This window comes from Pantoea sp. B9002, assembly GCF_013385945.1.
In the GTDB taxonomy this organism is placed as follows: Bacteria; Pseudomonadota; Gammaproteobacteria; order Enterobacterales; family Enterobacteriaceae; genus Pantoea.
The window spans coordinates 191,503-213,299 of sequence record NZ_JACAPA010000011.1 but is presented as its reverse complement, the minus strand read 5'-3'; the positions used below and the strand labels follow the sequence as shown (position 1 = coordinate 213,299).

The 21,797-nt window shown below is 45.5% G+C and carries 18 protein-coding genes and 3 pseudogenes; 7 read left to right on the top strand and 14 right to left on the bottom strand.

The genetic code is table 11. The features are described from left to right. The first annotated feature begins 406 nt into the window (after positions 1–406). Both HX773_RS09625 and HX773_RS25915 read left to right on the top strand, forming a co-directional pair. On the top strand, positions 407–2,503 hold the full coding sequence (locus HX773_RS09625; protein ID WP_176971332.1) for a lipase family protein: 2,097 nt from the start codon (positions 407–409) through the stop codon (positions 2,501–2,503). After that, positions 2,487–3,257 (top strand): hypothetical protein, encoded by a 771-nt coding sequence (locus tag HX773_RS25915; protein WP_255433195.1) that lies wholly within the window; start codon positions 2,487–2,489, stop codon positions 3,255–3,257. The genes HX773_RS09625 and HX773_RS25915 overlap by 17 nt, the downstream gene beginning before the upstream one ends. 414 nt (positions 3,258–3,671) lie before the next feature. Here HX773_RS25915 and HX773_RS09615 read toward each other — a convergent pair whose 3' ends face one another. From HX773_RS09615 to HX773_RS25910, 3 genes and pseudogenes are all read right to left on the bottom strand, one after another. After that, the gene (locus tag HX773_RS09615) at positions 3,672–4,919 is read right to left on the bottom strand and encodes a PD-(D/E)XK nuclease family protein (protein WP_176971331.1); all 1,248 of its coding nucleotides are present in this window, start codon (positions 4,917–4,919) and stop codon (positions 3,672–3,674) included. Between the two features lie 110 nt (positions 4,920–5,029). Further along, a pseudogene (locus HX773_RS09610) lies at positions 5,030–5,773 on the bottom strand (DUF4942 domain-containing protein); the annotation flags it as partial. Positions 5,774–5,908: 135 nt separating this feature from the next. Continuing rightward, on the bottom strand, positions 5,909–6,154 hold the full coding sequence (locus HX773_RS25910; RefSeq protein WP_370463595.1) for a DUF2612 domain-containing protein: 246 nt from the start codon (positions 6,152–6,154) through the stop codon (positions 5,909–5,911). Between the two features lie 44 nt (positions 6,155–6,198). Here HX773_RS25910 and HX773_RS09600 point away from each other — a divergent pair. Then, positions 6,199–7,080 (top strand): annotated as a pseudogene (locus HX773_RS09600) (site-specific integrase); the annotation flags it as partial. Positions 7,081–7,247: 167 nt separating this feature from the next. Here the strand turns inward: HX773_RS09600 and HX773_RS09595 are convergent. The 8 genes and pseudogenes from HX773_RS09595 to HX773_RS09560 form a co-directional block, all read right to left on the bottom strand. After that, entirely contained in the window at positions 7,248–8,081 is an 834-nt protein-coding gene (locus tag HX773_RS09595) for a DUF4942 domain-containing protein (RefSeq protein ID WP_176971330.1), read from the bottom strand. 133 nt (positions 8,082–8,214) lie between these two features. Continuing rightward, positions 8,215–8,583: a TA system toxin CbtA family protein gene (locus tag HX773_RS09590; protein WP_176971329.1), complete on the bottom strand. Its 369-nt coding sequence runs from the start codon at positions 8,581–8,583 to the stop codon at positions 8,215–8,217. Positions 8,584–8,645: 62 nt separating this feature from the next. Next, positions 8,646–8,980: pseudogene (locus HX773_RS09585) on the bottom strand (type IV toxin-antitoxin system YeeU family antitoxin). Positions 8,981–8,991: 11 nt separating this feature from the next. Next, positions 8,992–9,471: a DNA repair protein RadC gene (gene radC, locus HX773_RS09580; RefSeq protein ID WP_176971328.1), complete on the bottom strand. Its 480-nt coding sequence runs from the start codon at positions 9,469–9,471 to the stop codon at positions 8,992–8,994. A 182-nt stretch (positions 9,472–9,653) separates the two neighbouring features. Next, positions 9,654–10,274, bottom strand: coding sequence for a hypothetical protein (locus tag HX773_RS09575; protein WP_176971327.1), 621 nt, complete (start codon positions 10,272–10,274; stop codon positions 9,654–9,656). A 27-nt stretch (positions 10,275–10,301) separates the two neighbouring features. Further along, positions 10,302–10,856, bottom strand: coding sequence for a hypothetical protein (locus HX773_RS09570; RefSeq protein ID WP_176971326.1), 555 nt, complete (start codon positions 10,854–10,856; stop codon positions 10,302–10,304). Between the two features lie 242 nt (positions 10,857–11,098). Then, the gene (locus HX773_RS09565) at positions 11,099–11,983 is read right to left on the bottom strand and encodes a GTPase family protein (RefSeq protein WP_176971325.1); all 885 of its coding nucleotides are present in this window, start codon (positions 11,981–11,983) and stop codon (positions 11,099–11,101) included. Between the two features lie 107 nt (positions 11,984–12,090). Next, positions 12,091–12,891 carry a hypothetical protein gene (locus tag HX773_RS09560; protein ID WP_176971324.1) on the bottom strand — a complete coding sequence of 267 codons (801 nt, stop codon included), beginning with the start codon at positions 12,889–12,891 and terminating at the stop codon, positions 12,091–12,093. A gap of 616 nt (positions 12,892–13,507) precedes the next feature. Here HX773_RS09560 and HX773_RS09555 point away from each other — a divergent pair. Continuing rightward, entirely contained in the window at positions 13,508–13,717 is a 210-nt protein-coding gene (locus HX773_RS09555; RefSeq protein ID WP_176971323.1) for an AlpA family transcriptional regulator, read from the top strand. A gap of 734 nt (positions 13,718–14,451) precedes the next feature. Further along, the gene (locus HX773_RS09550) at positions 14,452–15,075 is read left to right on the top strand and encodes an inovirus Gp2 family protein (protein ID WP_176971322.1); all 624 of its coding nucleotides are present in this window, start codon (positions 14,452–14,454) and stop codon (positions 15,073–15,075) included. 483 nt (positions 15,076–15,558) lie between these two features. Here HX773_RS09550 and HX773_RS09545 read toward each other — a convergent pair whose 3' ends face one another. After that, the gene (locus tag HX773_RS09545) at positions 15,559–16,542 is read right to left on the bottom strand and encodes a toll/interleukin-1 receptor domain-containing protein (RefSeq protein WP_176971321.1); all 984 of its coding nucleotides are present in this window, start codon (positions 16,540–16,542) and stop codon (positions 15,559–15,561) included. A gap of 236 nt (positions 16,543–16,778) precedes the next feature. On the opposite strand from HX773_RS09545, the gene HX773_RS09540 reads away from it, so the two are divergent. Together HX773_RS09540 and HX773_RS09535 are read left to right on the top strand one after the other, a co-directional pair. Further along, a complete protein-coding gene (locus HX773_RS09540) occupies positions 16,779–17,498 on the top strand; it encodes a hypothetical protein (protein WP_176971320.1) in 720 nt (239 codons plus the stop codon). 9 nt (positions 17,499–17,507) lie between these two features. After that, complete coding sequence (locus tag HX773_RS09535; RefSeq protein WP_176971319.1) at positions 17,508–18,620, top strand: ImmA/IrrE family metallo-endopeptidase; 1,113 nt, start codon at positions 17,508–17,510, stop codon at positions 18,618–18,620. 241 nt (positions 18,621–18,861) lie between these two features. On the opposite strand, the gene HX773_RS09530 is transcribed toward HX773_RS09535, so the two are convergent. Further along, positions 18,862–20,637, bottom strand: coding sequence for an ATP-binding protein (locus tag HX773_RS09530; RefSeq protein WP_176971318.1), 1,776 nt, complete (start codon positions 20,635–20,637; stop codon positions 18,862–18,864). After that, the gene (locus HX773_RS09525) at positions 20,634–21,782 is read right to left on the bottom strand and encodes an SIR2 family protein (protein ID WP_137241179.1); all 1,149 of its coding nucleotides are present in this window, start codon (positions 21,780–21,782) and stop codon (positions 20,634–20,636) included. The genes HX773_RS09530 and HX773_RS09525 overlap by 4 nt, the downstream gene beginning before the upstream one ends. Positions 21,783–21,797: the final 15 nt, after the last annotated feature.

The window sequence follows — 21,797 nt, the reverse complement described above, 5'->3', positions numbered from 1 at the left end:
GCGGACAAAACCGATGGCGCGTTTTATTGATAATGAAAAAATCCAGATCCTTATGATTAAAGATTGACTACTCTCTACAGAGAATTTAGTTGTATAGGGCAGTATATAACAAATCTAGCGAGTTGGAGCAATCCGCTAAACTTGGCTAGAATTTCCAGGGAATAGTTAGATCACAGGATGCTATTAAGGATCTAATACCCCCCCCTCAATTGGTGCCGTAAACACCACCACCTTAATTGGCTTCTTAGAAAAGCTTCTCCAAACTATTTACTTCACTGGAAAATCATTGTTTCCAATTTCATTTTTTATGTGACTTTAGCTCCAATAATTAACATAGTAATTTCGGAATGAAATTTATTGGTATATGATGCGCGCCGATAGTCCACACTAACCAAATGGAATTGGCATGAAAATCATCGGCGACAATACTTGCATTACAAGTGTCACACATACATATAAAACTGTGTTGTGTCAGGGAAAGCCTCGCAGATACTGGCTTGAGCTCCAATTCGTTGATGAAAACAATGTACCTGTTTGCGGGTTGAGCGTGAGCCTGGAGTATCATCCCCTCGCTTCGACAACCGACGTAGCAATGTGGAATAAATTCAGTAAAAGCCAATATGACCCGACGCCACCACCAAACCCGCCAGCTCTACTCACTGACAGTCAAGGATTGGTCCGGTTCGAAAATCTCGTTGGTATAGCCGTTGATGTAAAAACGGATGGTTTGAAGCTGGCTGACGTAATGGAGCAGCGTCCGCTTGGCCTCCGCCGAAATCCGAACAGCCAGCCGTTGAGCAATAACATTTTCAAGCCGGAGACTCGTGATCCTTCGTGGCGTTCTGAAGTGCAAATTAAAACTGAAGAGGAAGGACACGCTTACCATTACGTGACCATTGGTCAGTTATGCGACCAGTTGCCACAGATGGAAAATTGGGAGGATCACACCCCACCTCGCTTTCATTTCCCAGATGGAAAAGAGCTCAAGGGAACGGAAATTGCGTGTGATTTACTGGATAAACGGCACGTTATTGAGATCTGCCCGTTTAGAGCGTGGGTACTGGCCCTGCACGTTACACCAGATTATGACCTCGCTAATGCGTTGAATCTCGGAATCATGGCTGATCTTGTTTACGCTAATGAGGCAAAAAATCACACTATCGATCACTTTTTCCGGCAAAAAAGCCTGGATCTATCCTCCATTCCACAGTTTGCCGAATTTCCGTCCTATTTTCATACCTTGGCTGTGGATGTACCGTTTCGCGATCGCTATCTTCCCTCGGTTTATTTAAGTACGAGAGATCAGGATCACCCGGAAGGTGATACCCGACTTTTTATGGTTGAGTGTAAAACTCACATACTTGTGGCTTGGTGCGGAACTGATAGTCTTTTAAACGCCCTAACCGATGCCTCTTTCGGGCCTAAGCGCTGCCTACCAGAACATGCAGGTTCCGGTAACACGCACGGTGGTTTCCTGGAAGCTTATGAGTTAGCAAAACAGAAATTTAATCGTGAATTGAACGCAATCAATCAAGCGTTAGAAGACGGAAAGAAAAAACTTTTTATCTGTGGTCATAGCCTCGGTGGCGCTTTGGCGCTGTTGTATGCTGCCGAGATGAAGTCTACCAACCCTATATTGTATACCTACGGAATGCCGCGCACGTTCACGCGAGCGGCATTACCTTATATCAACAACATTACTCATTACCGTCACGTAAATGACAACGATTCGGTGACTCAAGTCCCTCTGGAATCAGATATGGACAATTTGTTCTATCAGGTACTTGGGCCGTTAGGATCTCAACTCGGTTTTAACTGGCTGGCCGTATCTGTCGCAGGACTATCGGTTTCTCTCTGGCAGAAAAATATGGAGATGAAACTCGGGCTCCGTCTCAAGAGAGACCCTTACTGGCATCATGGGAACACAGTGTTATTTTTCAGGGCGCAGCAGTGCGTAATGAAAGCACGTCACCAGAATGTCCCGTGGATAGGCGGTGGTGGCAAAGATAACCCAGTACCTGGAGAAATCTATTACCGGGAATTTTTGGGAGTTAAACTATTTATAGTGTCTTCATTAAATGATGAGTGCCTGAAAGCTACCGGGGATCATCAAGCTGCATTCATTAAATGTATTACTCCAACCAGCCTGGAAAAAAGTTTGCCCAGAAACCGCAACTCAATTTCTGATGGATGGATTACCCGACCTGGGAACCACTCAATGGCACACCGTTATTTACCTTACATTCATAATCAGGTGCTTGAATTAGCCGAACCTGAGCGGATGATGAGCCGTAAGGAGTATCGTGAGAGATTTCGCATAGCGGTTGAAAAGTACGCTAGTAACAACGAAAACTCCGATGAGATTCAACGCAACCGCTTGTTCCTTGAATTGCATGACATGCTAATCGTGGCATTAAGACGTTTGAAAGAATCTGAAACTGGAATGAATGCTCTAATTCGTTTTGCTGCCATCACGGAGGAAGAAGTTGAATTTTCTAACTAAAGTCTCGTTTATTATATTTGTTACCGTAACTTTTTACAGTTATGAAAACAAAGCAGAACAAACGCTCGCTCCGCCAGAAAACGCCCGTCGCGTTTCAATATCATTTATATTGCCTGTTGGTATCATTCTGATGCCTATGCAAGTGCTATATCGTTCTGAAAAATGTATGACTAAAAGTCATAATTCAAGTTTTGAATCTTATCCAGTGCCGGGATACAACAGTTTTTCACAGCCTTTTATTCAGCAGAAAGAGAGCAATATTTGGCTTACGGACATTACTATAGAAGGTGGAGGCTCATGCCAGTGGGATCTGAATTCTTTAATGGTGACCTTTAAAATTTCTGACAGTAATCCACTGGTTAAAGGGAATGAAGTTATCGAAACAAGTTATATTTTTGACTTTGCTGACTACGGACTCAGTGATGGTTATGGTACAGGTAAAGCGAAAGAAGTCAGTGGCGACCTCACGTTGAAGACGGATTTTTTTCCTGAGACTTTTATAAGTCATTTGTTTAATAAAAAAACCTTGGAGTTATTTGGCGGAGATACACGTAAGGAAAAATTCAGTCGACGTTACAAGCTAAATACCACTCAAAATATTATTATCGAGCCATTAGTTCATTTGGATAAAGTCGTTACTCTTGAAGGGCCTAACCCAGCACCGGGTGTAATAATCGCAACCTATCCAAATGGAAGCAAGGAACCCGCCAAGGATAATAAACCTGACTACATAAAATTGCTCTCGATGAAATAAAAAATGAACTGAACTAAAAAGAGATTCGTTTGAGTCTCTTTGACTCGCTTTTGGGAGGCGACGACACAAATACGACACAGGGGGAAAATCAGGTGGGATTGAAGCTAGCGTAAGTCATTGAATGTATTTGGTACCCCTACAGGATTCAAATTAACACCCTAACCTTTTGACTAAAAACCACAAAATCGTGTTCGAAAAAATTTATACCAACAATTATACCAACATATCGTCTTGCGTGGCTTTGCTGGTTGGATCTACTTAGTAGCCTTTAGACAGGGCAGATGATCTTTAACTGTTAACTTCCACTCAACCAACAAGCCGAGGTAGCTAACTCCTCAGTTCGGTCTGAAACTGAAGAGTTCAGAACGTTAATGGTCGCTACTAACACTGAGCGACCAAATCTTCACTCAGATTTTAGGAAGACGTCCTTAACAACGATAAATCCATTTCGTCATGGATTCGTTTTGCAATACTGGTTATTGATTGTGCAAAGCTACCTTCACCACGTTCAAGCAACAATGCCCAGGCATCTGATTCCAGATTCCAATTGCGTGGGACATTCATGCCAGCATCAACATAGCACCACCAGGGCCACCATCCTTCGCTTTCGATTTTTGCATCGATTTCAGGAAAAACATGTCTCATCGCTTGAGCGATTGCAGAAAAATGATCACCATGCAACTTCTCGTTTGGCTCGATAGTTGAGCAAATCCCGTAAGCCAGATTGCGGTAATCGCTGGTTTCAAACTCCCAGCATAATTTGAAATCATCACCTTCTTTAAATAACACCGAGAACGTTGCGTATTTACTTCCTGTACGCAACTCATCATTCATATCAACCTTGAATCCCAATGGCGATAGTTGCTGACGAAGATATACGATGAAATCTTTCCACAGGCGTTCTTTAACCTGACGCATATTCTGAGCAATTAAAAATGCTGCGCTGAGATTTTGCGGTGAAGCAACCAGTTTTTCTGTGAGTTCATTTTGCAATTCCATAGCTGTTTCTCCATTAATATCTTCGCGAATGAATTTTATTAGAGATTCAACAAAGCATCGCACTGCTGGTGCCTCAATGTGCAATGCACAACGCGAAAGCCAATTTTCCAACTGAAAGAAAGTGATGGGTTTTACATGCCTGTTTATATCGTCAGATGACTGAGAGCGGAAAGTAAACTCACTTATCTCGTTGTTACAGAGGTAAACTAAGGACCATCCGCCGCCTCGTCGTTTCGCTTCCGCTGCTAACCAGTGAGCATAATCATAAAGTTGATCTTTTTGGTCGGCTGCCCAAGGTTTGTTTTCAATACCTGTTAACTCGTTTTGATCCGCAACCAATATGTCAATTCTACGACTATTAGAAATGGTGTATTCAGTTGAAATCTGAGCCTTCATATCAGCTTTGAGCGCTTCTGATTTCTCTATTAAGTGATAAAAACTACTGAGGAAAAGATCACCCTGGGCATGGCTTTCATCAGGTCTGAGAAGGAATGCCAAACATTGAGAAAGGGTATTTTCATTAATATTGAAAAAACGCAACAAACGAAAATCAGGAGCTATCTTACTGGCATAACGTTTCTTTGCTTGATGATAGCCTTCCTGCATTAACACAGTGCTACGCAGCAACTCTCGTATATCTCGCCACTCATCGATCTTTTCCATTATTCAGTCCCTTGTGTGATAAATTTGCCTCTTAAAATACTTAGGCAATTTTGTAGGCAATTGCTGACAAAGATCGCCTGAGTTTGAGGCCAACGTATTCTAATCTTTCGCTATCTTTCAGCCAACATTCCTGGATAGTGTTTAGCAATGATGTCGTTCATTTTATCCACTAAATTTGGGAGCTTGAATGTCAGATGTGCGGTGCCCTTCTGAAAGTAACGGATCGAGAAGTAATTGTCTTCGTAAGCATCCTTGGCCGGATTGTCGCGTATATGCTCCATCAGGCGAATTGAAATGTCACCGCGATTATCGGGTATTACTTTGCCATCCAGTAAAAACAGCATCCGTTCCAGATCTGCCAACTGATCACGACGAAATCCCCACGTCAGGCTAAAGCCCCAGCGGTTGTGCGTCACTAGATTATTGATGATGATCTTCTTTCCGAAGAAGCACGGGCTGTTAGTTTTGTAATCCCATGAAAGTCCTTTAAACACATTGATAATGCCGCGCTCAAACACTTCCGCTTTACTCTGATGCAACTGCTCGAAAGTGCTGAGAATGTTTGCTTCACTGATGGCCGGTAGGTCGCCATCTTCGAGGTTCTGATACCATTGAGAACGCGCCTGTGCGTCCATCATCGAAAGCATGCCGGATTTCAGCATCAGGTCGCGCCACATGCTGCGATCAATGTTGCGGGTAATCACTGGCATCGCTTTATCTGTCTTTTCCACCAGCCAGCAGTCACAGCGATGCCCTTGCTTCATCGCCCAGTCGGCAGCGTTGCCGCCACCAATATCGGCAGTGAGCTGAGAAATGGCGATGAGCTGCTGAATCACCTGTTCAATCTTCGCTAGCCCCGGCGAGGATTTCCAGTGCCGCTGCCTGTCACTTCCTTACGTAGCGTGGGAATAAACCATGACATGGAAACGAACACCGCAGGGGTACGTAATCACCACTGCGACAATAACCCGCGCCGGTCCGATTGAATATTACGGACACGAAATCGGGTTAACGCGATCGTCAGATGCGATTGTCGAAGCTGCAGCGTTCTTAGCGATTTTCACCTTAAGAAAACGTCGGTACTCGTTATCGCCAAGTTGATAGTCGCCGTATGCTGGTGAGAACTTGCTATAAAAGGGAGCGCCTATAAACGAAACATTCGACTTGCTACTAAATCCAGCAGAATTAGTGTGCCCCTCAAATCCGAAGAACATCTTTGCGATTACAGCCGGCACACTGCGTGGAAGACCAACAATGCGGCCTATTACATCGAGGCGGTATCGCCACCATCACCGGCGAAGAGGTGCAGAAGATTGTCAGCAAGATGATCGACCGCAACCACCGGAGGAAATGGGAAATACAGCGCGATGCCGCGATAAGGGATGGGAAGCCGGTGCCGGCATACAAAGAGAAGCAGGTCAGCACCGGAACCAAGAGCCATTACCTTTCATTCATGCGCTCTTTGCTTCGTGCTGCTGCTAATGAATGGGGATGGATTAAAGCTGCGCCCATCATTAAAACTAAGAAGCCGATCAGCAAGCGTATTCGCTGGCTGACGCGCGAGGAAGCAAACCGGCTGATTGAATGCATGCCGGAGAGCATCAAGCCCGTTGCGATATTCGCGCTATCCACAGGCTTACGTCGTTCGAACATTCTGGATCTGGAATGGACACAGGTTGATATGCAAAGGAAGGTCGCCTGGATAAATCCAGAAAACGCCAAAGCGGGCAAGGCTATTGGCGTGGCTTTGAATGATACGGCGTGCAAAGTGCTGAAGAGTCAAATCGGGAAGCATTCTCGCTGGGTGTTTGTTCACACCAAGCCCAAGCATCGCAGCGATGGGACGATCGCACCTGCTGGCAGGAAAATGCGCAGTGATGATAACACGGCGTGGAATATCGGTCTAAAGCATGCAGGCATAGAGGATTTCAGATTTCACGATCTGCGACACACCTGGGCAAGCTGGTTAATCCAGTCTGGTGTTCCGCTGTCAGCTCTGCAGGAAATGGGGGGATGGGAAAGCATTGAGATGGTGCGTCGATACGCTCACTTGGCGCCGAATCATTTAACGGAGCATGCGCGCAAAATTGACTCACTTTTGGGAGGTGACGACACAAATACGACACAAGGGGAAAATCAGGTGGGATTGAAGCTGGCGTAAGTCATTGAAAGTATTTGGTACCCTACAGGATTCGAACACACACAATAAAACCATTGTTATTAAAGAATTTTTCTCTGTTCTAAAAACGCCGGAGCCCCCAATTAGGCCCCCAATCGTATTTCGCTAAAAACATCTGCGATTTCGAGCCCGGTGATTGTAACGATGAACTACCGCGCTGCCAACATCCCCGGATAGTGCTTTGCGATGATGTCGTTCATCTTTTCTATGAGCTCCGGACGCTTGAATGTCAGATGTGCAGTTCCTTTCTGAAAGTAACGAATGCTGAAGAAATCATCTTCGTACGACTTCACACCCGGATGATCGCGAATATGTTCCATTAGCCGGGTCGTGACATCACCGCGATTATCAGGAATAGGCTTGCCATCCAGCAGGAAGAGCATCCGCTCCAGATCCGTCAGTTGGTCACGACGCCAGCCCCAGTTCAGGCTAAAGCCCCAGCGATTGTGAGTGACCAGGTTATTAATGATGATCTTTTTTCCAAAGCTGCATGGGCTGTTAGTTTTGTAATCCCATGAAAGTCCCTTGAATACGTTGATCACCCCACGCTCGAACACTTCCCCCTTGCTGTGGTGCAATTGCTCAAAGGTACTGAGTATGTTGGCTTCGCTGATGGCAGGAAGATTGTCTCCCTCAAGGTTTCTGTACCATTGGTCACGCGCCTGGGCATCCATCAAACTGAGCATGCCGGAGCGCTTCATCAGATCCCGCCATATATCGCGATCAAGATTGCAGGTGATAACTGGCATGGCCGTTTCTGCTTTTTCCATCAGCCAGCAACCGCAGCGAAAATCTTGTCGCATGGCCCAATCTCTTGCTATTCCTCCTCCGATGCTGTTAGTGATGGCCGAGATATCTTCAAGCTGGTGAATAAGGGCTTCAATCTGCGCCAGAGCGGCATTACGTCCAGACACAACGCGTTCGATGCTGGTGGAACAAATCACCTTTGTATGGTCAGTTAAAACCTCGGGTTCAGTCTGCATACTTCTTTCTCCATAAACGCAAACACCCGCCGGTTTAAGGACGGGTGTTGGGTAGTGATAGTATTAAAAAACATTGTGGGCTGTACTGCACTGGATGTGGGTTATCAGCATGCCAGCAGTAATCCGGACAGGCTCATGTCTGCTTTTCGCCCCGGATAACTGAGGTGATGGTCTGGTAACCCAGACGGGTCATCAGGCCGGTGGCTCGACGAGCACGGAGAATATCGATAGCCGTGATAAAGGGAGAATGTGCCTGGCAGGAGAACCCCCGGCGATCGATGCGAACCAAGTCGAACTTTTCCACCGTAAAATTTAGCGCATCAGCCAGAGAGATACCGGCATCAATATGTTCGTGGATCACCGCGTCATCACTGAACTCGGTATCGTTAAGCGCCAATCCGTAATGCTGTTCCAGCAGATACGTGAGCATGGATTGCCAGACAACAACGGGTGATGGGCAAGCGTAAGTCGCCCCTTTCGGGGTGACAGGTAAGGTCTGCATGTGGGTTATCTCGTAGTTAGCTAGCTGAAAGGAGAAAATCGATAGGTATAAAAGGCGAAGATTTATGCAGTTGATTGGGGTGTAGGATAAATGGCGAGATACACATAACCGTGTGATCCCAGGCTATCGGCTTCGCAGGTTAGTCCCTTGTGGTAGAGCGTGACACAGTGCTGATGGCAGGGATTGAGCTCGCCAGAAAGCAGCATCAGTTCCAGGTGGTTGATGAACTGCGGGAAAGCGTTATCTAAATCACGTACCTGTGCTTCGCTGAAGGTCCCGCTGATATCGGCACGGTCTGCCAGAAATGCAGTCGTGCGCCTTTCTGTACCAGGCGGGCACCCAACTGCGGAGTGACGTTGCGTTTGAGCCCCCAGGCTGGGGTAGTGATTGATGACATCGTATCTCCCCCTATAACAAGCCGTGTTCAGCAAACGAATACACCGTCATGCCACCGACAATACAGTGATCCAGCATCCTGACATCAATCAGTGCCAGTGCATCTTTAATCTTGCCGGTGATTTGGCGGTCGGCAACACTGGGCTCAGCGTGGCCAGAGGGATGGCAATGCGCCAGAAGTACCGCAGCAGCATTGTGTTGCAGTGCCGCTTTCACGATTTCGCGGGGGTGGACCTCGGTACTGTTGATACTGCCGGTGAACAACGTTTCGTGGGCCAACAGCCGGTGTTGATTGTCCAGCCAGAGCACCATAAAGACTTCTCGCTCCAATCTAGCCATTCGCAACCGCAACCAATCGCTGACAGTACCAAGTGACGTGAATGAGGTTCCCGGTTCACGCAGATGTGTCTCCAGCAAGAACAGAGCACGTTTGATAGTACGCTGCGTACTTAATGGCAATTCAGTGACTGCCGGGGATAAAGTTAAATTCATGAGGTTATTCCCATTGTTTTCAGTCGTTCATATGCATGATGGCACTGCATTTGGGGTTCATTGAGCGGTATCGCAGGAGACTGTTTGAAATGGATCATCTGACTCCTTCAAAACAAAAAGCCCCATCGCGTTCAGCGACAGGGCTCTAAGTGAGTAATAAACTGATAGCGGCAATAAATCAGCTATTGATGATCAACCAGACGCTTGAGTGGTGATAGCCGGCTATTGCCTGATTTGATGTCGCATGATGTGGTTTTGGCATTAACCAATGCCTTCCCCAGGGCTGGGGCCAGCAATTTCGCAGGGTATTGGAAGCTGTACGCCAGAGGGACATGATCGAAGCTGCTGTCATTATGGTAGAAATGAAAAACAAAGGTTCCAGTCTTGTGATCCAGCATTTTTGAAACAGCCTGTGCCAAATTGGCTGTCAGCAGACTATCCATCAGCGTATCAGGATGATCGATACTGATATTCATTTGATGAGCCCCTGCCGGGTAATACTGCAGGGTCATACCAGTTCCCCCCTCCGCCTTGCCGCCATAGATATCTTTCAGGTAATACAGGATATTCAAACGCGCTTCATCAGCGTTGCAGGTGAGCCTAAATTTCTCCGTAATCCCCCCTTTCCTGCCGGTGATGATAAATTCATCAACGCCATCCATAATACGGTCATGCTCAACCTGTACGTTGTCAGCCACCACATTCCGGTATTCTATCGGCTTGGGATCATAAGCCGCTGCGCATACAGCCTGGCTCAACAGAGCGCTGACCAACAGGGTAAACATCATTATCATTTTTTTCATGTTCATCGTCTCCTTGATAAAAATCACTTATTCCGAGTCTGTGAGCGTGACGTAAATATTCCTGCCAGAGCGTACTTCTATCGTAAGCGGCTCTTTAGAGCCAGTATTCAGCAAAGCCTGAGCCTGATAAAAACGCCCTGCCTCCTCCTCCCTGATATCTGTGATACGGATACAGTGCTCCTCGATACCCTGACGCTGCAGGATTTTAGTGACCAGCGGGCAAGCACTTTGTGCCAGTCGCTCGGTATTAGATTGCGTTTTAAAATGATTACCAGCCACGGCTGACAACACCGTGCAAATCAGCCATACCTGCAACAAACGCCAGGGCTTACCCTGACGCTCGTCACGTTGACGGAGATAAACCATCGGTAGCAAGAACCATCCCATTGAAGGGGGTGTGATCTCCTGTTTCATCAGGTTGAGTCGGTCGAGCAACACCCAAATAAGGGAGAGCACCATATACAAGCCAAGGCCAATCTCTTTTGGAAAGAAAATGGCGAAGGGTATCCAGATAACTGGAAGGCCAATGGATAAAAACCAAGCGTAGGTGTCTTGCTTGAGAAATGGGTAAGGTTTCAGCATAAAACATTCCATTATTAACAATTGATTAGAAAGTATTGGGATTAAATGACCTCCCCAGCCAGGGATCGTATCGGGATATAAAGAGGAGGGATAATCGTTAGTGGAGATCAATAAACAGAAATTGATCGTTGAAATCTATCGATAAAAACGATCATTAACGTATAATTGATAGCTAAAAACTATTTAGTTTCAATATTCGATCGGCGAAACAGATCGAACGGGTAGCTGGTTTTAGCTAAGACTTAAAAGAAGCGATGCCAGAATAATCTGGCCAAAGAGAGTAGCCGACTACGGACTTGTTTTAACCACGTTCTTATTGTGTGTGACTCCAGCAGGGCATCCACGCTTTCGTCGAAGATATCGCCTACAACTCGGGCAAAACTTTCTTGTGCGGTGGTGGTAACCTTCTCCGTCCGATACTCAGGCTCGAGCTGACGTGTAACCGCACTGCTGGCTTTATCGGGCAAAATGGTGACTAGAGTTTCGACCCACCGGGGTATATTGAAACCTTCCGAGGCAGAAACAGCCAGAACAGGATGAATTGGAGAAAAGGCGGCATACACCTGGGTCACCTTTTCCTGCAGATTCTGCTGCTGCCGTATAGAAGGTTGGCGGCTTTCTATATCCCATTCCCGGCAAGGCTCTATTTTATCAGCCTGGTTAAGGACGAACAGAAACCGGGCGGGTTCTGCCCCCTGAGAAACCAGTTGCCTATAACACCGGATATCATCATTCCAGGCACGGTCATCAGCTTTCAACACCCAGACAATCAGGTCCAATTGGTTCAGCCAGTGTTGATATAACCGTGTATAAATGCGGTCAAGTTCTGGCGTTTCACCTATTCCCGGAAAGTCCACAATGAGCAGGGAATGCGGAGAAAGGCTCATTTGATAATGCTGTACCTGCCGGGTGCAGCCTTTGACTGCGCTGACGTTGGCTGGTGGTGGAGTAAATAGGGTATTGCAGAGGCTGGATTTTCCCACGCCGCTTTTACCCATAATGCCAATCGTTGGTTCGTAATGAATGCAATGACGTATATGTTTGAGAATGGCACAGGTGAGGTATTCAGGGATAAGGGAAAGTGGTTGTGTCAAAGCAGATATGCCTTGTTCGGTTTTATCTGGCACATTAACCTCCGTGAGTTGAAATTATACAACGGTAGCGTAATCTGCAACCGTTCTCATGGTGATAATAAAGGCCTAAAAATATTTACAGCTAAACCCCAGGCATTGACTTATCCGAAATATTTTTTCTTTTGAGTGTCATTCATTGGTTTAAGTCTCACTCTGTCTTTATTGAAGTTAATATCAACGCCTTTGAGCAAAGGGGTAGAAAACTTGTCTAATGGAAAATCTTTAGAGGTTGTTCGTACGGGGATGAAAAATGCACCAACCGTATCCAGTGGATTTATTTCTGCCAGTTGACAAAATCCCATACCCTTTCTTACTTTAAGTCTCGAGAGGTCTCTGAACTTTATATATTGGATATTTTCAAAATCATATTTACCCCCAAACCTAACCCATTCAGATTGAGTAACATGAACGACGCTACAATTTGCTAGAAAATTTCCCTCGCAATATCCAACCTCAGAGATAGTGCTATTATAGTAACAGGTAACGTCTGTTTTAATCACAACAAGGAAACTCCCATCATGGTTAAAATAATTGCTAGGATTATTGTCCTTCGAAGAGAGATGTTGATGGACCTTATCATCAATTTCCTTCATCAAATTTTTGTGATCAAGTCTCTTTTGAGTTGATTTACTCTCTAGTAAAAATGCAGGCAGAGCTGTAAAGGAAATCAGTCCGCTAACCTCAATCCTTCTTGAACGGGTGTACTCAGGATAAATTCGAACCACATCCACTTCTTCCTGATTTAGTTCAACAGAGGCTGCGTTTTCTCTTTCACGTGTTACCAGTGAATAAAGATAGTGTGAAGCACTTTTCTTTCCATTTGGTTTTGCGGCTTTTTCCTTCAGAAACTCATTGGTTTCGTCATCAGAGTAGTACATCGTAGCCTTGTATTTATAGCCCATCTTCCCCGTCTCCTATCATGACCACCGCTTCAAAAGTATAACCACCTGATAGTTGGTTCCCGGCACTCAGCCATCCATCGCACACGCATGGCAGAGATGGCATCAATACGCAATTGCAACCTACTTACAAATATCATTAAAAATTAAAGTAAGCTATAAAAGTGACCTACTTTTTGTTTATTTAATGTTTATCATCATGCTATGAAAACACATGTAAATTCTGAATCCTGCATAAATCCTGTTCTTCCTGTAGCCCGCGGACTGACGCAACCAAAAAAAAATAAAAAAACGGGAAGATTTATCTTCAGAAACAGCCGGTCATCTCCTCATTGAGAGGGCTGGCAACCAGAGGGAGTAAGAGGTGAGAATGGGGCAACTGAAAGGCGATGTCCCTGCCCTGAACGGCAACGCCCCGGGTTCGCTCTATGTCATCTGTTCTGTCTGTTTTCCACTTCAGCCCAGCCTTCCCTCCCTCTCCGAATGAGGCTGAACCGACAGGATAAACATAGCCTAATCATTATTTTTTTACACGACCGTCCATCCCCTGAGGAAAGCTGCAAATCAACGCTGAGAACAGTCATTCCTCCTTTTATTTTCACGTAAAGGGGATCCCACCATGAACACATCACCTGCTCTGCTGAATGACCAGCTTGTCGATATGGCATTCATTACTGCTTACACCCACTGCAGTGATAAATGGTTCTACAAACTCATAAGCGAAGGACGGTTTCCGAAACCGATCAAACTGGGGCGCAGCTCCCGCTGGCTTAAGAGCGAAGTGGAAGCCTGGATACAGCAACGTATAACTGACTCGCGGGGTAACTGAGTAGGTCTGCCAAAAAGAAAGGCTGTACCATCACCAGTAAGGTCTGACAGAAGTCCAAAATGGACTGAGCGGGAGTGGTTTAATGAGCTAAACCTGTTCTCAGGAAAACAAAGCTTTTTTTATGTCCTAATGGATAACCCTGGAGTAAAAATTAAGTATGATAAATATCATCCAGCCACAACCTGCAAGGTGCCGCAAGGTAATTTACGGTGATTTTAATACAGTATATATTATATATAAGGGTGTGTGATTTATATTATAACATAGGCATGTGCAATCTGAGAAATATACAGATAAGGGGGTGTAATAACTATACGGTAAGTTATATTTATAGGGGTTAACAGATACTAATAATTCAACCAGTGAAGGGGGGGGGGTGAAATGAAATTCAGTCATGTGTATTCCTCATGACGGGACTATTTACCGCACCCGGAAAAGGACGCCGCGGGGATATGATAAATAAAAACACACGTATCCCTGATAGCAGCAGTATCATTTTCATACCCTGACTTCCATTAAGCCATGATAATCACCCATCACCGTTCAGTATCCATTAAATAACAACTAGCAAGAGCATTCATTGTCACACCTCACATGAGCGGCAGCTGATACCTACCCTGCAGCATCATGTCTTTCCACCTTATGACACACAACCCTCATTCGTTCCCACATCGCTGTCATTTGCTCTGGCAGGGTCTGCACACGTCTGAAATATACCCACAGGAGCAATCGTCATGATAAGCAGTAAATTTGGCCCCCTGAACCAGAACTATATGAAACGGATGAGTGACATCATCAGCAAAGCAACAAAAGCCCATGCCAGAACCGCTGTTTTCACTTTCATACTCAGACTGCCTGAATACTGCGATATAGGCGACAGCATTGCCAGTAACCCTAATCTGAGTTCCGGATTAATGGAACGCTTCATCGGGGCGCTGAGGTCGCGCATAGCCGCCCATCAGCAACGGCGTAAGCGGGAAAAGTCTCAGGTATGTCCCACGGAGCTGAGATACTTATGGGTACGCGAGGTGGGTGAAACCAGCGGCAAAGATCACTATCACGTAGCGATATTCGTTAACAAAGATACCTTTAGAGGCTTAGGGAATTATTCTAAGGAAGAACATAACCTGGGGAGCTACATCAGCGCAGCCTGGCTAAGTGCATTAGATCTAATCGATTTCCCGGAGTACAGAACGCTGGTTACCTTCAGCAATATGCCACACTATCTGGAGATCCTTCATGTGGACTGCCAAGGGCAACAGCACCTGGCCTTATGGAGACACTTGAGCTACTTTGCCAAAGAACACACCAAGGCCTACAGCAAGGAGGACCGTTCATTTGGGGGGAGTGTAAGATAAGCCAACAGAGCGTAGGGAGTGAGGGTACATTCTGCCGTGCTGGAGATCGGTGGGGAATGTGGGTAGCGGTGAATGATGGATTATGTCACCAAAAAACAAATTATGTGACTGGTTCACAAGAAAAACCTGTTGCGTCATTTCCACTAGGTCTGTACAGACATTCCCCGCAAAAATGGTTAGTCGGTGATTTCTGCTGGAGCAGCGGTGTGCAGCTTTACTTGCAACGATGAATTTGACGCAGAGGCTGCGCCGGTGCCACCACCGAAAAGTAAGCCTTGGAAGTTTTTATCCCGCCCGCCTGATGTGCAAACGCACGCCAATGCTGATAGAGGTCCTTGATATTGAGATGAACACCTCAAATATGAACCGGCCGGAATATGTCCTACGTTTAGAGCAACTTGCGGGCAATTTAAGCGTCGCTTCATCCCTTTAGCTATGCGGTGCCCTGCGAAGGGTACTGGTCTGTTGCAATGACACATTGAATCATCTGGACACGCGCTGCTTAATTATTCCGAAGAACATCCCCCAAAGATGATCTGACATACCTTCGTTTGTCAGCAGCTGTTCTCGTGAGTTGCTACTACTATGTCCACCCATCAAGGCACGAAAACCAAGAGTCTGACCGTTATCAGCAAGGCTCAAGCTTTCGTTAAAGCTATTTCGAATAACATTCTCTTGGCTATAGCAGATGTCCCCCATTCCATGATGTTGATTGCCACGCCAGATACCACATTGACCAACCTTGCTACCGTTGATATACACCGCGCAAGTGAATGAATTCGCATCAAGCCGATGGAAATCGACGTCTAATCCAGCATGGCGTTTCTTGAGTTCATCCAGCGAGTTCTCAAAATAACGGGCTACATACTCAAAACCTTCACGTCGGGCTCTATCCTTATCAAGGTCGGTAAAGGTCTTTGGTAGAGAAAGATTGCTGGAACGTGGAGTAAGAACCGTCTCTGTTGGCTGATACACCGGATTCCCCGGAGCTGGAGAAGAGACATGCACACTCTGTTGTGGTTTTTTCGCTTCCATACTGGCAATAGCGCGAGAGACGGCATCAAAGACCTGAACATAACCTTCATCGTGGCTGGCAAATTTGGTGATGGGCTTACCGTCGATTGTCGCCGCCATAATGCTACCGAACGGTAACTGGTGCCAAGCGCATTCTCTTAAGATTACCGGAATGACCACTGCCTCAGCCCGCTTGTGACGTTCCATCGCGTTGGTCATTTCAACCTGATAGCAATAATCGGAAGCGATGAAATCGCTACTAATGAGCAATAGAATAATATCGGCTTCGGAAAAATAATGATCAATCTGGCTTTCAAATTCCAGCCCAGGATTGATACGGCGATCGTGCCATGTAGTGATCTTCCCCATCCGCTTGAGGGGCGAAAGATGTTTCTCGAGCTCATTGCGTAGTGCTTCATCTACATGGGAATAAGAAAAAACAAGGCTAGTCATAACGGTGAAGACTCCTGAGGCGCAGCAATTAACTAATTCTATTCTGCGTCAGATATGGGCAAAGGTCACTTTTATCACTATTTTTAGGGTTATTGCTTCCTCGAATCTTTTGCTGTTCAAGCACTTTAATGGCTAAGTGAACAACACCCTTCCACTGGCATTGTATCCAGTAATTTTCTTGTTTTCAGGCCTCAAATGAGGTATAAAAAACAGAAAATTCATAAGAGGCACTGCCAATGTACTCTCATAATCTCGCAAAAACTGTCGTGCTGGCTGACCCTGATGACGTCGAGTCCTATTTGCAGCCTATGGATCTAAGCCAAAGTGATCTTGGTCGTATCCTCGAACGAGGTTTATCAGGCCGTTACTCAACGACCCAAAACCACCCTGCAATTTCACGTGGGCAGTATTTTTACGGTGAGGGGGTTAGCGGCGCTCGTGAGATTCTTGCGCCAAAAGGGTACAAACGGCTATCTATCCGGAATGTTGAATTGACCGTTAGCGATAATGTTGCAATTTACCTATGTCGTGGCTGCGAGCAAACTGGGCTTCTTCATGGATACCCTGAGTCTCGCCTGAAGAAAGGTGACTTTACTTGCGATCTGATGGGGTTGATTCACAACAATACTCCAGGGCAAGGAGAGCTCAAGCTCGACGATAACCAACTTAAGTTGGATCTTGATCTACCCGAAGGCGATGTTGTCCCTCTCCTGCCGAATAAAATCGGAATGGACTTATGGTTTTTACTCTACGATTTTTATGAAATCGATGACTTTCACCGTGTAGGTATCCGTGCAGAGCTTTCTCGACCTATCTCGTACAACGATAGAAATGTAGTTAACAGCTTTTCTACGCGTTTGATACTTGATATTCACGGACCTGAGCCGATTATCCAGAGTAATGATGCACCACTATTTACGCCGGATATCGACCTCGACATTATAAAAGCAGGCTAAGTATGTACCATGTTTAATTCAGAGCGTTTGCGTATAGCAAGAGAACGAAGAGGCCTGACACAAAGAGCTTTAGCTGAAACAGCTGAATTGACCAGCAGAACGATCTCGAACTATGAGAAGGCAGGTATCTTTGACGCTGTAGCTAGTGACAGTATGGAGAAAATCTCTGCTGTTCTTGGCTATCCTGTTGAGTTTTTCCTCGACAGAGACGTCCCTTCTCTTTCTCCTGAGTCGGTTAGTTTTCGAGCAATGACTAAGCTAAGCGCACAGAAGAGAGATTCCGCGCTTGGTGCAGGGAAACTTGCCCAAGAGTTATCGATCTGGATTGAAGAACAATTTAAACTACCGAAACCCAATATTCCTGATTGTAGTTTCGATGGTTATTCGGAACCTGGTCGTGCCGCACGAGCAGTGAGAGAACACTGGGGAGTTGGTGAATTATCGATTTCAAACTTAATTCACCTTCTGGAAGCTAATGGTGTACGTGTGTTCTCGCTCGCTGAAAATTGCATTGAAGTTGATGCTTTTTCGTTTTGGATTGACGAAAAACCATTTGTTCTTCTGAACACAATGAAAACACCGGAGCGTAGCCGCTTCGATGCAGCTCATGAATTAGGTCATTTAGTTCTTCACAAACATTCGAGCAATAATGGCAGACAAGCTGAGCTAGATGCTGACCGCTTTGCATCAGCTTTTTTGATGCCTGAACGCAGTGTTTTGGCGACAGTCCCAAGAATGCCATCGCTGGATCTACTTATCTCAATGAAAAAAAATTGGAAAGTATCGCTCGCAGCTTTAGTCCGTCGCACATTCGATGTGGGTTTATCTACCGAATGGCATTATCGTCAGTTATCAATTGAGTTAGCTCGACGAGGGTATCGGACCAGCGAACCACAAGGCATGGACGATCGTGAGAGATCTCTTGTATTGGAAAAGGTGTTTTCAGCACTGCGTTCAAGTGGGGTAAAGCGTAGTACGATCCTTGAACAACTACGGTTCCCTGCAGATGAAGTAAGTGCTCTTACTTTCAGCAATAGCTTCTTTATGGGTTCCATCAATGGAGAAGGCTTATCTGAGCAAACGTCAGGTAAACGACCTCCAAATTTGAGTTTGGTTAAGTAGATTTGAATGAATATGGCAAGTTGATGCTATATTCATTCATAGCAGCTACAAATGGCCCCTGAACATTGAAAACCGCGCATACCATCAATAAACGTATGAATCACGCTACGCACATGTTCCAAAATTTTTTGGTTTCTAGTTGAGGATATCGGCAACCTGATCTTCTCGCGAGAGCCGTATATTATCGAAACTGCTATCAGGGGGAAAAAGAACAACGGAGCGACAGCATAAAAACTCTCCCCTAAACGGGAGGCATTGCCCAAAGCTCTTCAAGGTTTACATCATCACTGCTGGGCCGATGTTGCTTCAGCAGCGGGTCAATTTTCAGGATCATTGGCAGATCAAATGCCGTCCCTGTAACTACGCAACAGCCTTTAGCTAGAGTCGGGATGAGAGCCTTGGAACTGGAGTCCAAGGTACTGATAGTGTTGTCCAGTAGCATGAGGTCGCGATCGTTCACCAACCGGTGTATGAAGAAATTGTGAATCTGGGAAACAATGGTGGGTGAAATGTCGGCTGGCCGCTGACTGGAGAGAGTGAGGTAGACACCATACTTGCGCCCTTCCTTGATAATTTCTTCAAAGAGTTCAAGTCGGTAGTCTTTCCATATTTCATGCTCACGAGTGGACTGATCTGACAAGATGTTGTGGGCTTCATCAATGATAAGGTGAAGGGTTCTGCTCGGCGGACTCTTAAGGTTCTCTGCGTCTTTATGATTCGTGTAGAAATTTTTGGCGATAAGCAATGGCAAGATCTTCTTGATCTCATTCTTGCATTTCTTCAAAGAGATGACATGTAAGAGATGCGGTGGTGGTGGCACATCAACAATTTCAAGGACATTGCGAAGAGCCGAGGTAGATGATTTAGCCCTGGCAAGCACTGGCTGAATATGTTCGTATTGGGCATAGCCGAACACGATATCTGAACAAAGTTGAAGGTAACACCTCAAGATGAGTTCGTCGAACGGATCGATGCTATCTAAATTAACATGCTCATTAATGATGGGCTTAATGTTTAAGTCAAAACCATTGCCATTTGAGTTGTAGTAAGTGCCGTTGCTATGCTTGAAATACTTATCTTTATTGTAATAAATGACTCCCTTAAGATGATTCTGCAACGACTCGCAGTCAATCATCCGCGCAATTTCACGGCTCAGGTCTAACGCATCTGATTTAGCCTCACCAGTACTAAAAACTTTCTCAAAAACCTTTTCAACATACTTTTTGAGCTGCACATCTTTAAATTTATTCTTGCCAGACAGGACGCGGCGCAAGAACGGCTGCTGTGTATTGGTAGTAGCTTGGAACAGTAGACTCAGGGTTTCTACATCCCAAAAGTGAACGGCTTCAATCTTGAATTTATGCTTGGCTTTTTTAGAGTCCAGCACAGTTATCCGCTTGTCTTTGGCCAACAGAATCTGGTCTTCGGTATATTCGCCATTGAAATCAATGATAACAAACAGACTCTTGAGCTTGAGTGCTGGTAGCCTCTCGTTGAAGAGGGTCGTATAGAGTTTCGCTAGCGTATTAGACTTACCACTTCCGGTATTGCCGAAGATACCCAGATGACTATTGAATAACCGTGTCCATGGTAAGTTGATGGGCACGTTTTCTTTGAGCATAGACCCAATGGAGAAATCAGTTTTACCCTCGGACCCATAGATTTTCCCCACCATGAGCTCGCTGAGAAGGGATGCCTTATCTCTGATCATCGGCATGTATTTCACGCCTTCAAAAAACTTGTCATCCACGATGTAGCCGATGGGTCGAACATCCACCTTTCGGATGTAATGGATCTTCTCAGCTTCAGCCTCAAGCCTTTTCTCATCCAGAAACTCGCCTTCAACAAGGCAGACAATATCTATGAAGCCTCGCTGAATGGAGACGTGTTCCCTGAGTGAAACTCCCCGATATTTAATGCCTTTGTAGAAGATGGTCTCATGGTTGGAGTCTTCAAAAATGCGAAGAGAGATACGTACCCCACTGACTGCGATCACTTCACCTACTACGATATTCATAGTGTATCCTCGTCTGCAGCCGGGACCGGTGGTTCGTACTTCTCTGGCTTGAGAGAGAAGACGTGCCTGTTGAAGTTGGTGAAGTCCAACTTCATACCCTCCGGGGGTCCAATAACCTGGACGTTTTTCCATAGCTTGAATTCTTCGCGTATGCTGTTCGCGCTGTCGTCGCTATAGCAACAAATGAAGGTATGAAGTTGCGGATTGGAGAGGGAGCGTTGGATAAGCCTGAGAATGTGCTCATCTGCAAACGAAAAACCAAATGTGATGAGTATGGAGTTTGGCTTCTCAAGCTCATAGCTTAATAGTCTGAGCATTTGGTAGTAATGCTCTTCAAAGACAGTCTCGTAAAACTTCCACTTAGTGGGGTTCACGATAGGGAGCTTGTTGTATTCATCCCAGAAGGTGTCCATCTGCTCTTTGTTGAAGGACAAGTCGGGTATATCTTCAGTCTGGTTATCTTTGGTACCAAGAAACGCCGAATAATTATTTAGATTTTCGATTGTCTGTTTTGTCAAAAGGTTATTGAAATTATTGCGGTAATTGACTTCAATCTTCTCACCGCTTTTGGACCAGTAGACAGAACCATGAAGGTGAATGATGTTAAGCTGTGGGATGCCGTAGTTGCTTCGCTCAAATATTCCAGTTTGACATTGGAACGTACTGAAGTTCTTGGAATGCAAATGCTTCCTGTGAAAACCTGAGGTGCCATCGTTCACAACAAAATCATGCGAGCCCTTCATGAGAATACTATCAGCTGTATGGGTCAGGCATCCATCATAGTTAGTAGTGAAAATATTGATCTTGCGGTTGAGATCTTTCCTTCTGTCCAGAAGTCCTAAAAGAGTTGTCAAGAAAATATCATAATTCTTGAGATTTTCGTTTCCATCATCTGAGGTGATCGAACCTGGATTGAAGGTCTGAACTGGAAAAATGCACGTGTTATAGTAGTGCATAAACAAGGCGGTTCGCTTCTCAGGCCAGTTTTCAAACTTCGTGGCGAGTGTTTCAATCGTTTCCCTGCCCCCCTGAGCGTCTTTAAGGGCGAGAGCAAGAGTCGGGAACAAGTCAGCTGAAGCGCCTGAGCCAATCAGTATATTGATATTCTTATTATATACGTCCAGTGGCTCAATCGACTCAAACATACTTGCCTCTCTTAT

Bases quoted from the DNA above. Each gene is read 5' to 3' on its own strand.
- HX773_RS09545 (WP_176971321.1), bottom strand. From the start codon at position 16,542: ATGACTAGCCTTGTTTTTTCTTATTCCCATGTAGATGAAGCACTACGC.
- HX773_RS09525 (WP_137241179.1), bottom strand. From the start codon at position 21,782: ATGTTTGAGTCGATTGAGCCACTGGACGTATATAATAAGAATATCAAT.
- radC (WP_176971328.1), bottom strand. From the start codon at position 9,471: ATGAATTTAACTTTATCCCCGGCAGTCACTGAATTGCCATTAAGTACG.
- HX773_RS09530 (WP_176971318.1), bottom strand. From the start codon at position 20,637: ATGAATATCGTAGTAGGTGAAGTGATCGCAGTCAGTGGGGTACGTATC.
- HX773_RS09570 (WP_176971326.1), bottom strand. From the start codon at position 10,856: ATGCTGAAACCTTACCCATTTCTCAAGCAAGACACCTACGCTTGGTTT.
- HX773_RS09595 (WP_176971330.1), bottom strand. From the start codon at position 8,081: ATGCAGACTGAACCCGAGGTTTTAACTGACCATACAAAGGTGATTTGT.
- HX773_RS09550 (WP_176971322.1), top strand. From the start codon at position 14,452: ATGATAAGCAGTAAATTTGGCCCCCTGAACCAGAACTATATGAAACGG.
- HX773_RS09625 (WP_176971332.1), top strand. From the start codon at position 407: ATGAAAATCATCGGCGACAATACTTGCATTACAAGTGTCACACATACA.
- HX773_RS09590 (WP_176971329.1), bottom strand. From the start codon at position 8,583: ATGCAGACCTTACCTGTCACCCCGAAAGGGGCGACTTACGCTTGCCCA.
- HX773_RS09540 (WP_176971320.1), top strand. From the start codon at position 16,779: ATGTACTCTCATAATCTCGCAAAAACTGTCGTGCTGGCTGACCCTGAT.
- HX773_RS09575 (WP_176971327.1), bottom strand. From the start codon at position 10,274: ATGAAAAAAATGATAATGATGTTTACCCTGTTGGTCAGCGCTCTGTTG.
- HX773_RS09615 (WP_176971331.1), bottom strand. From the start codon at position 4,919: ATGGAAAAGATCGATGAGTGGCGAGATATACGAGAGTTGCTGCGTAGC.
- HX773_RS09560 (WP_176971324.1), bottom strand. From the start codon at position 12,891: ATGGGCTATAAATACAAGGCTACGATGTACTACTCTGATGACGAAACC.
- HX773_RS09535 (WP_176971319.1), top strand. From the start codon at position 17,508: ATGTTTAATTCAGAGCGTTTGCGTATAGCAAGAGAACGAAGAGGCCTG.
- HX773_RS09555 (WP_176971323.1), top strand. From the start codon at position 13,508: ATGAACACATCACCTGCTCTGCTGAATGACCAGCTTGTCGATATGGCA.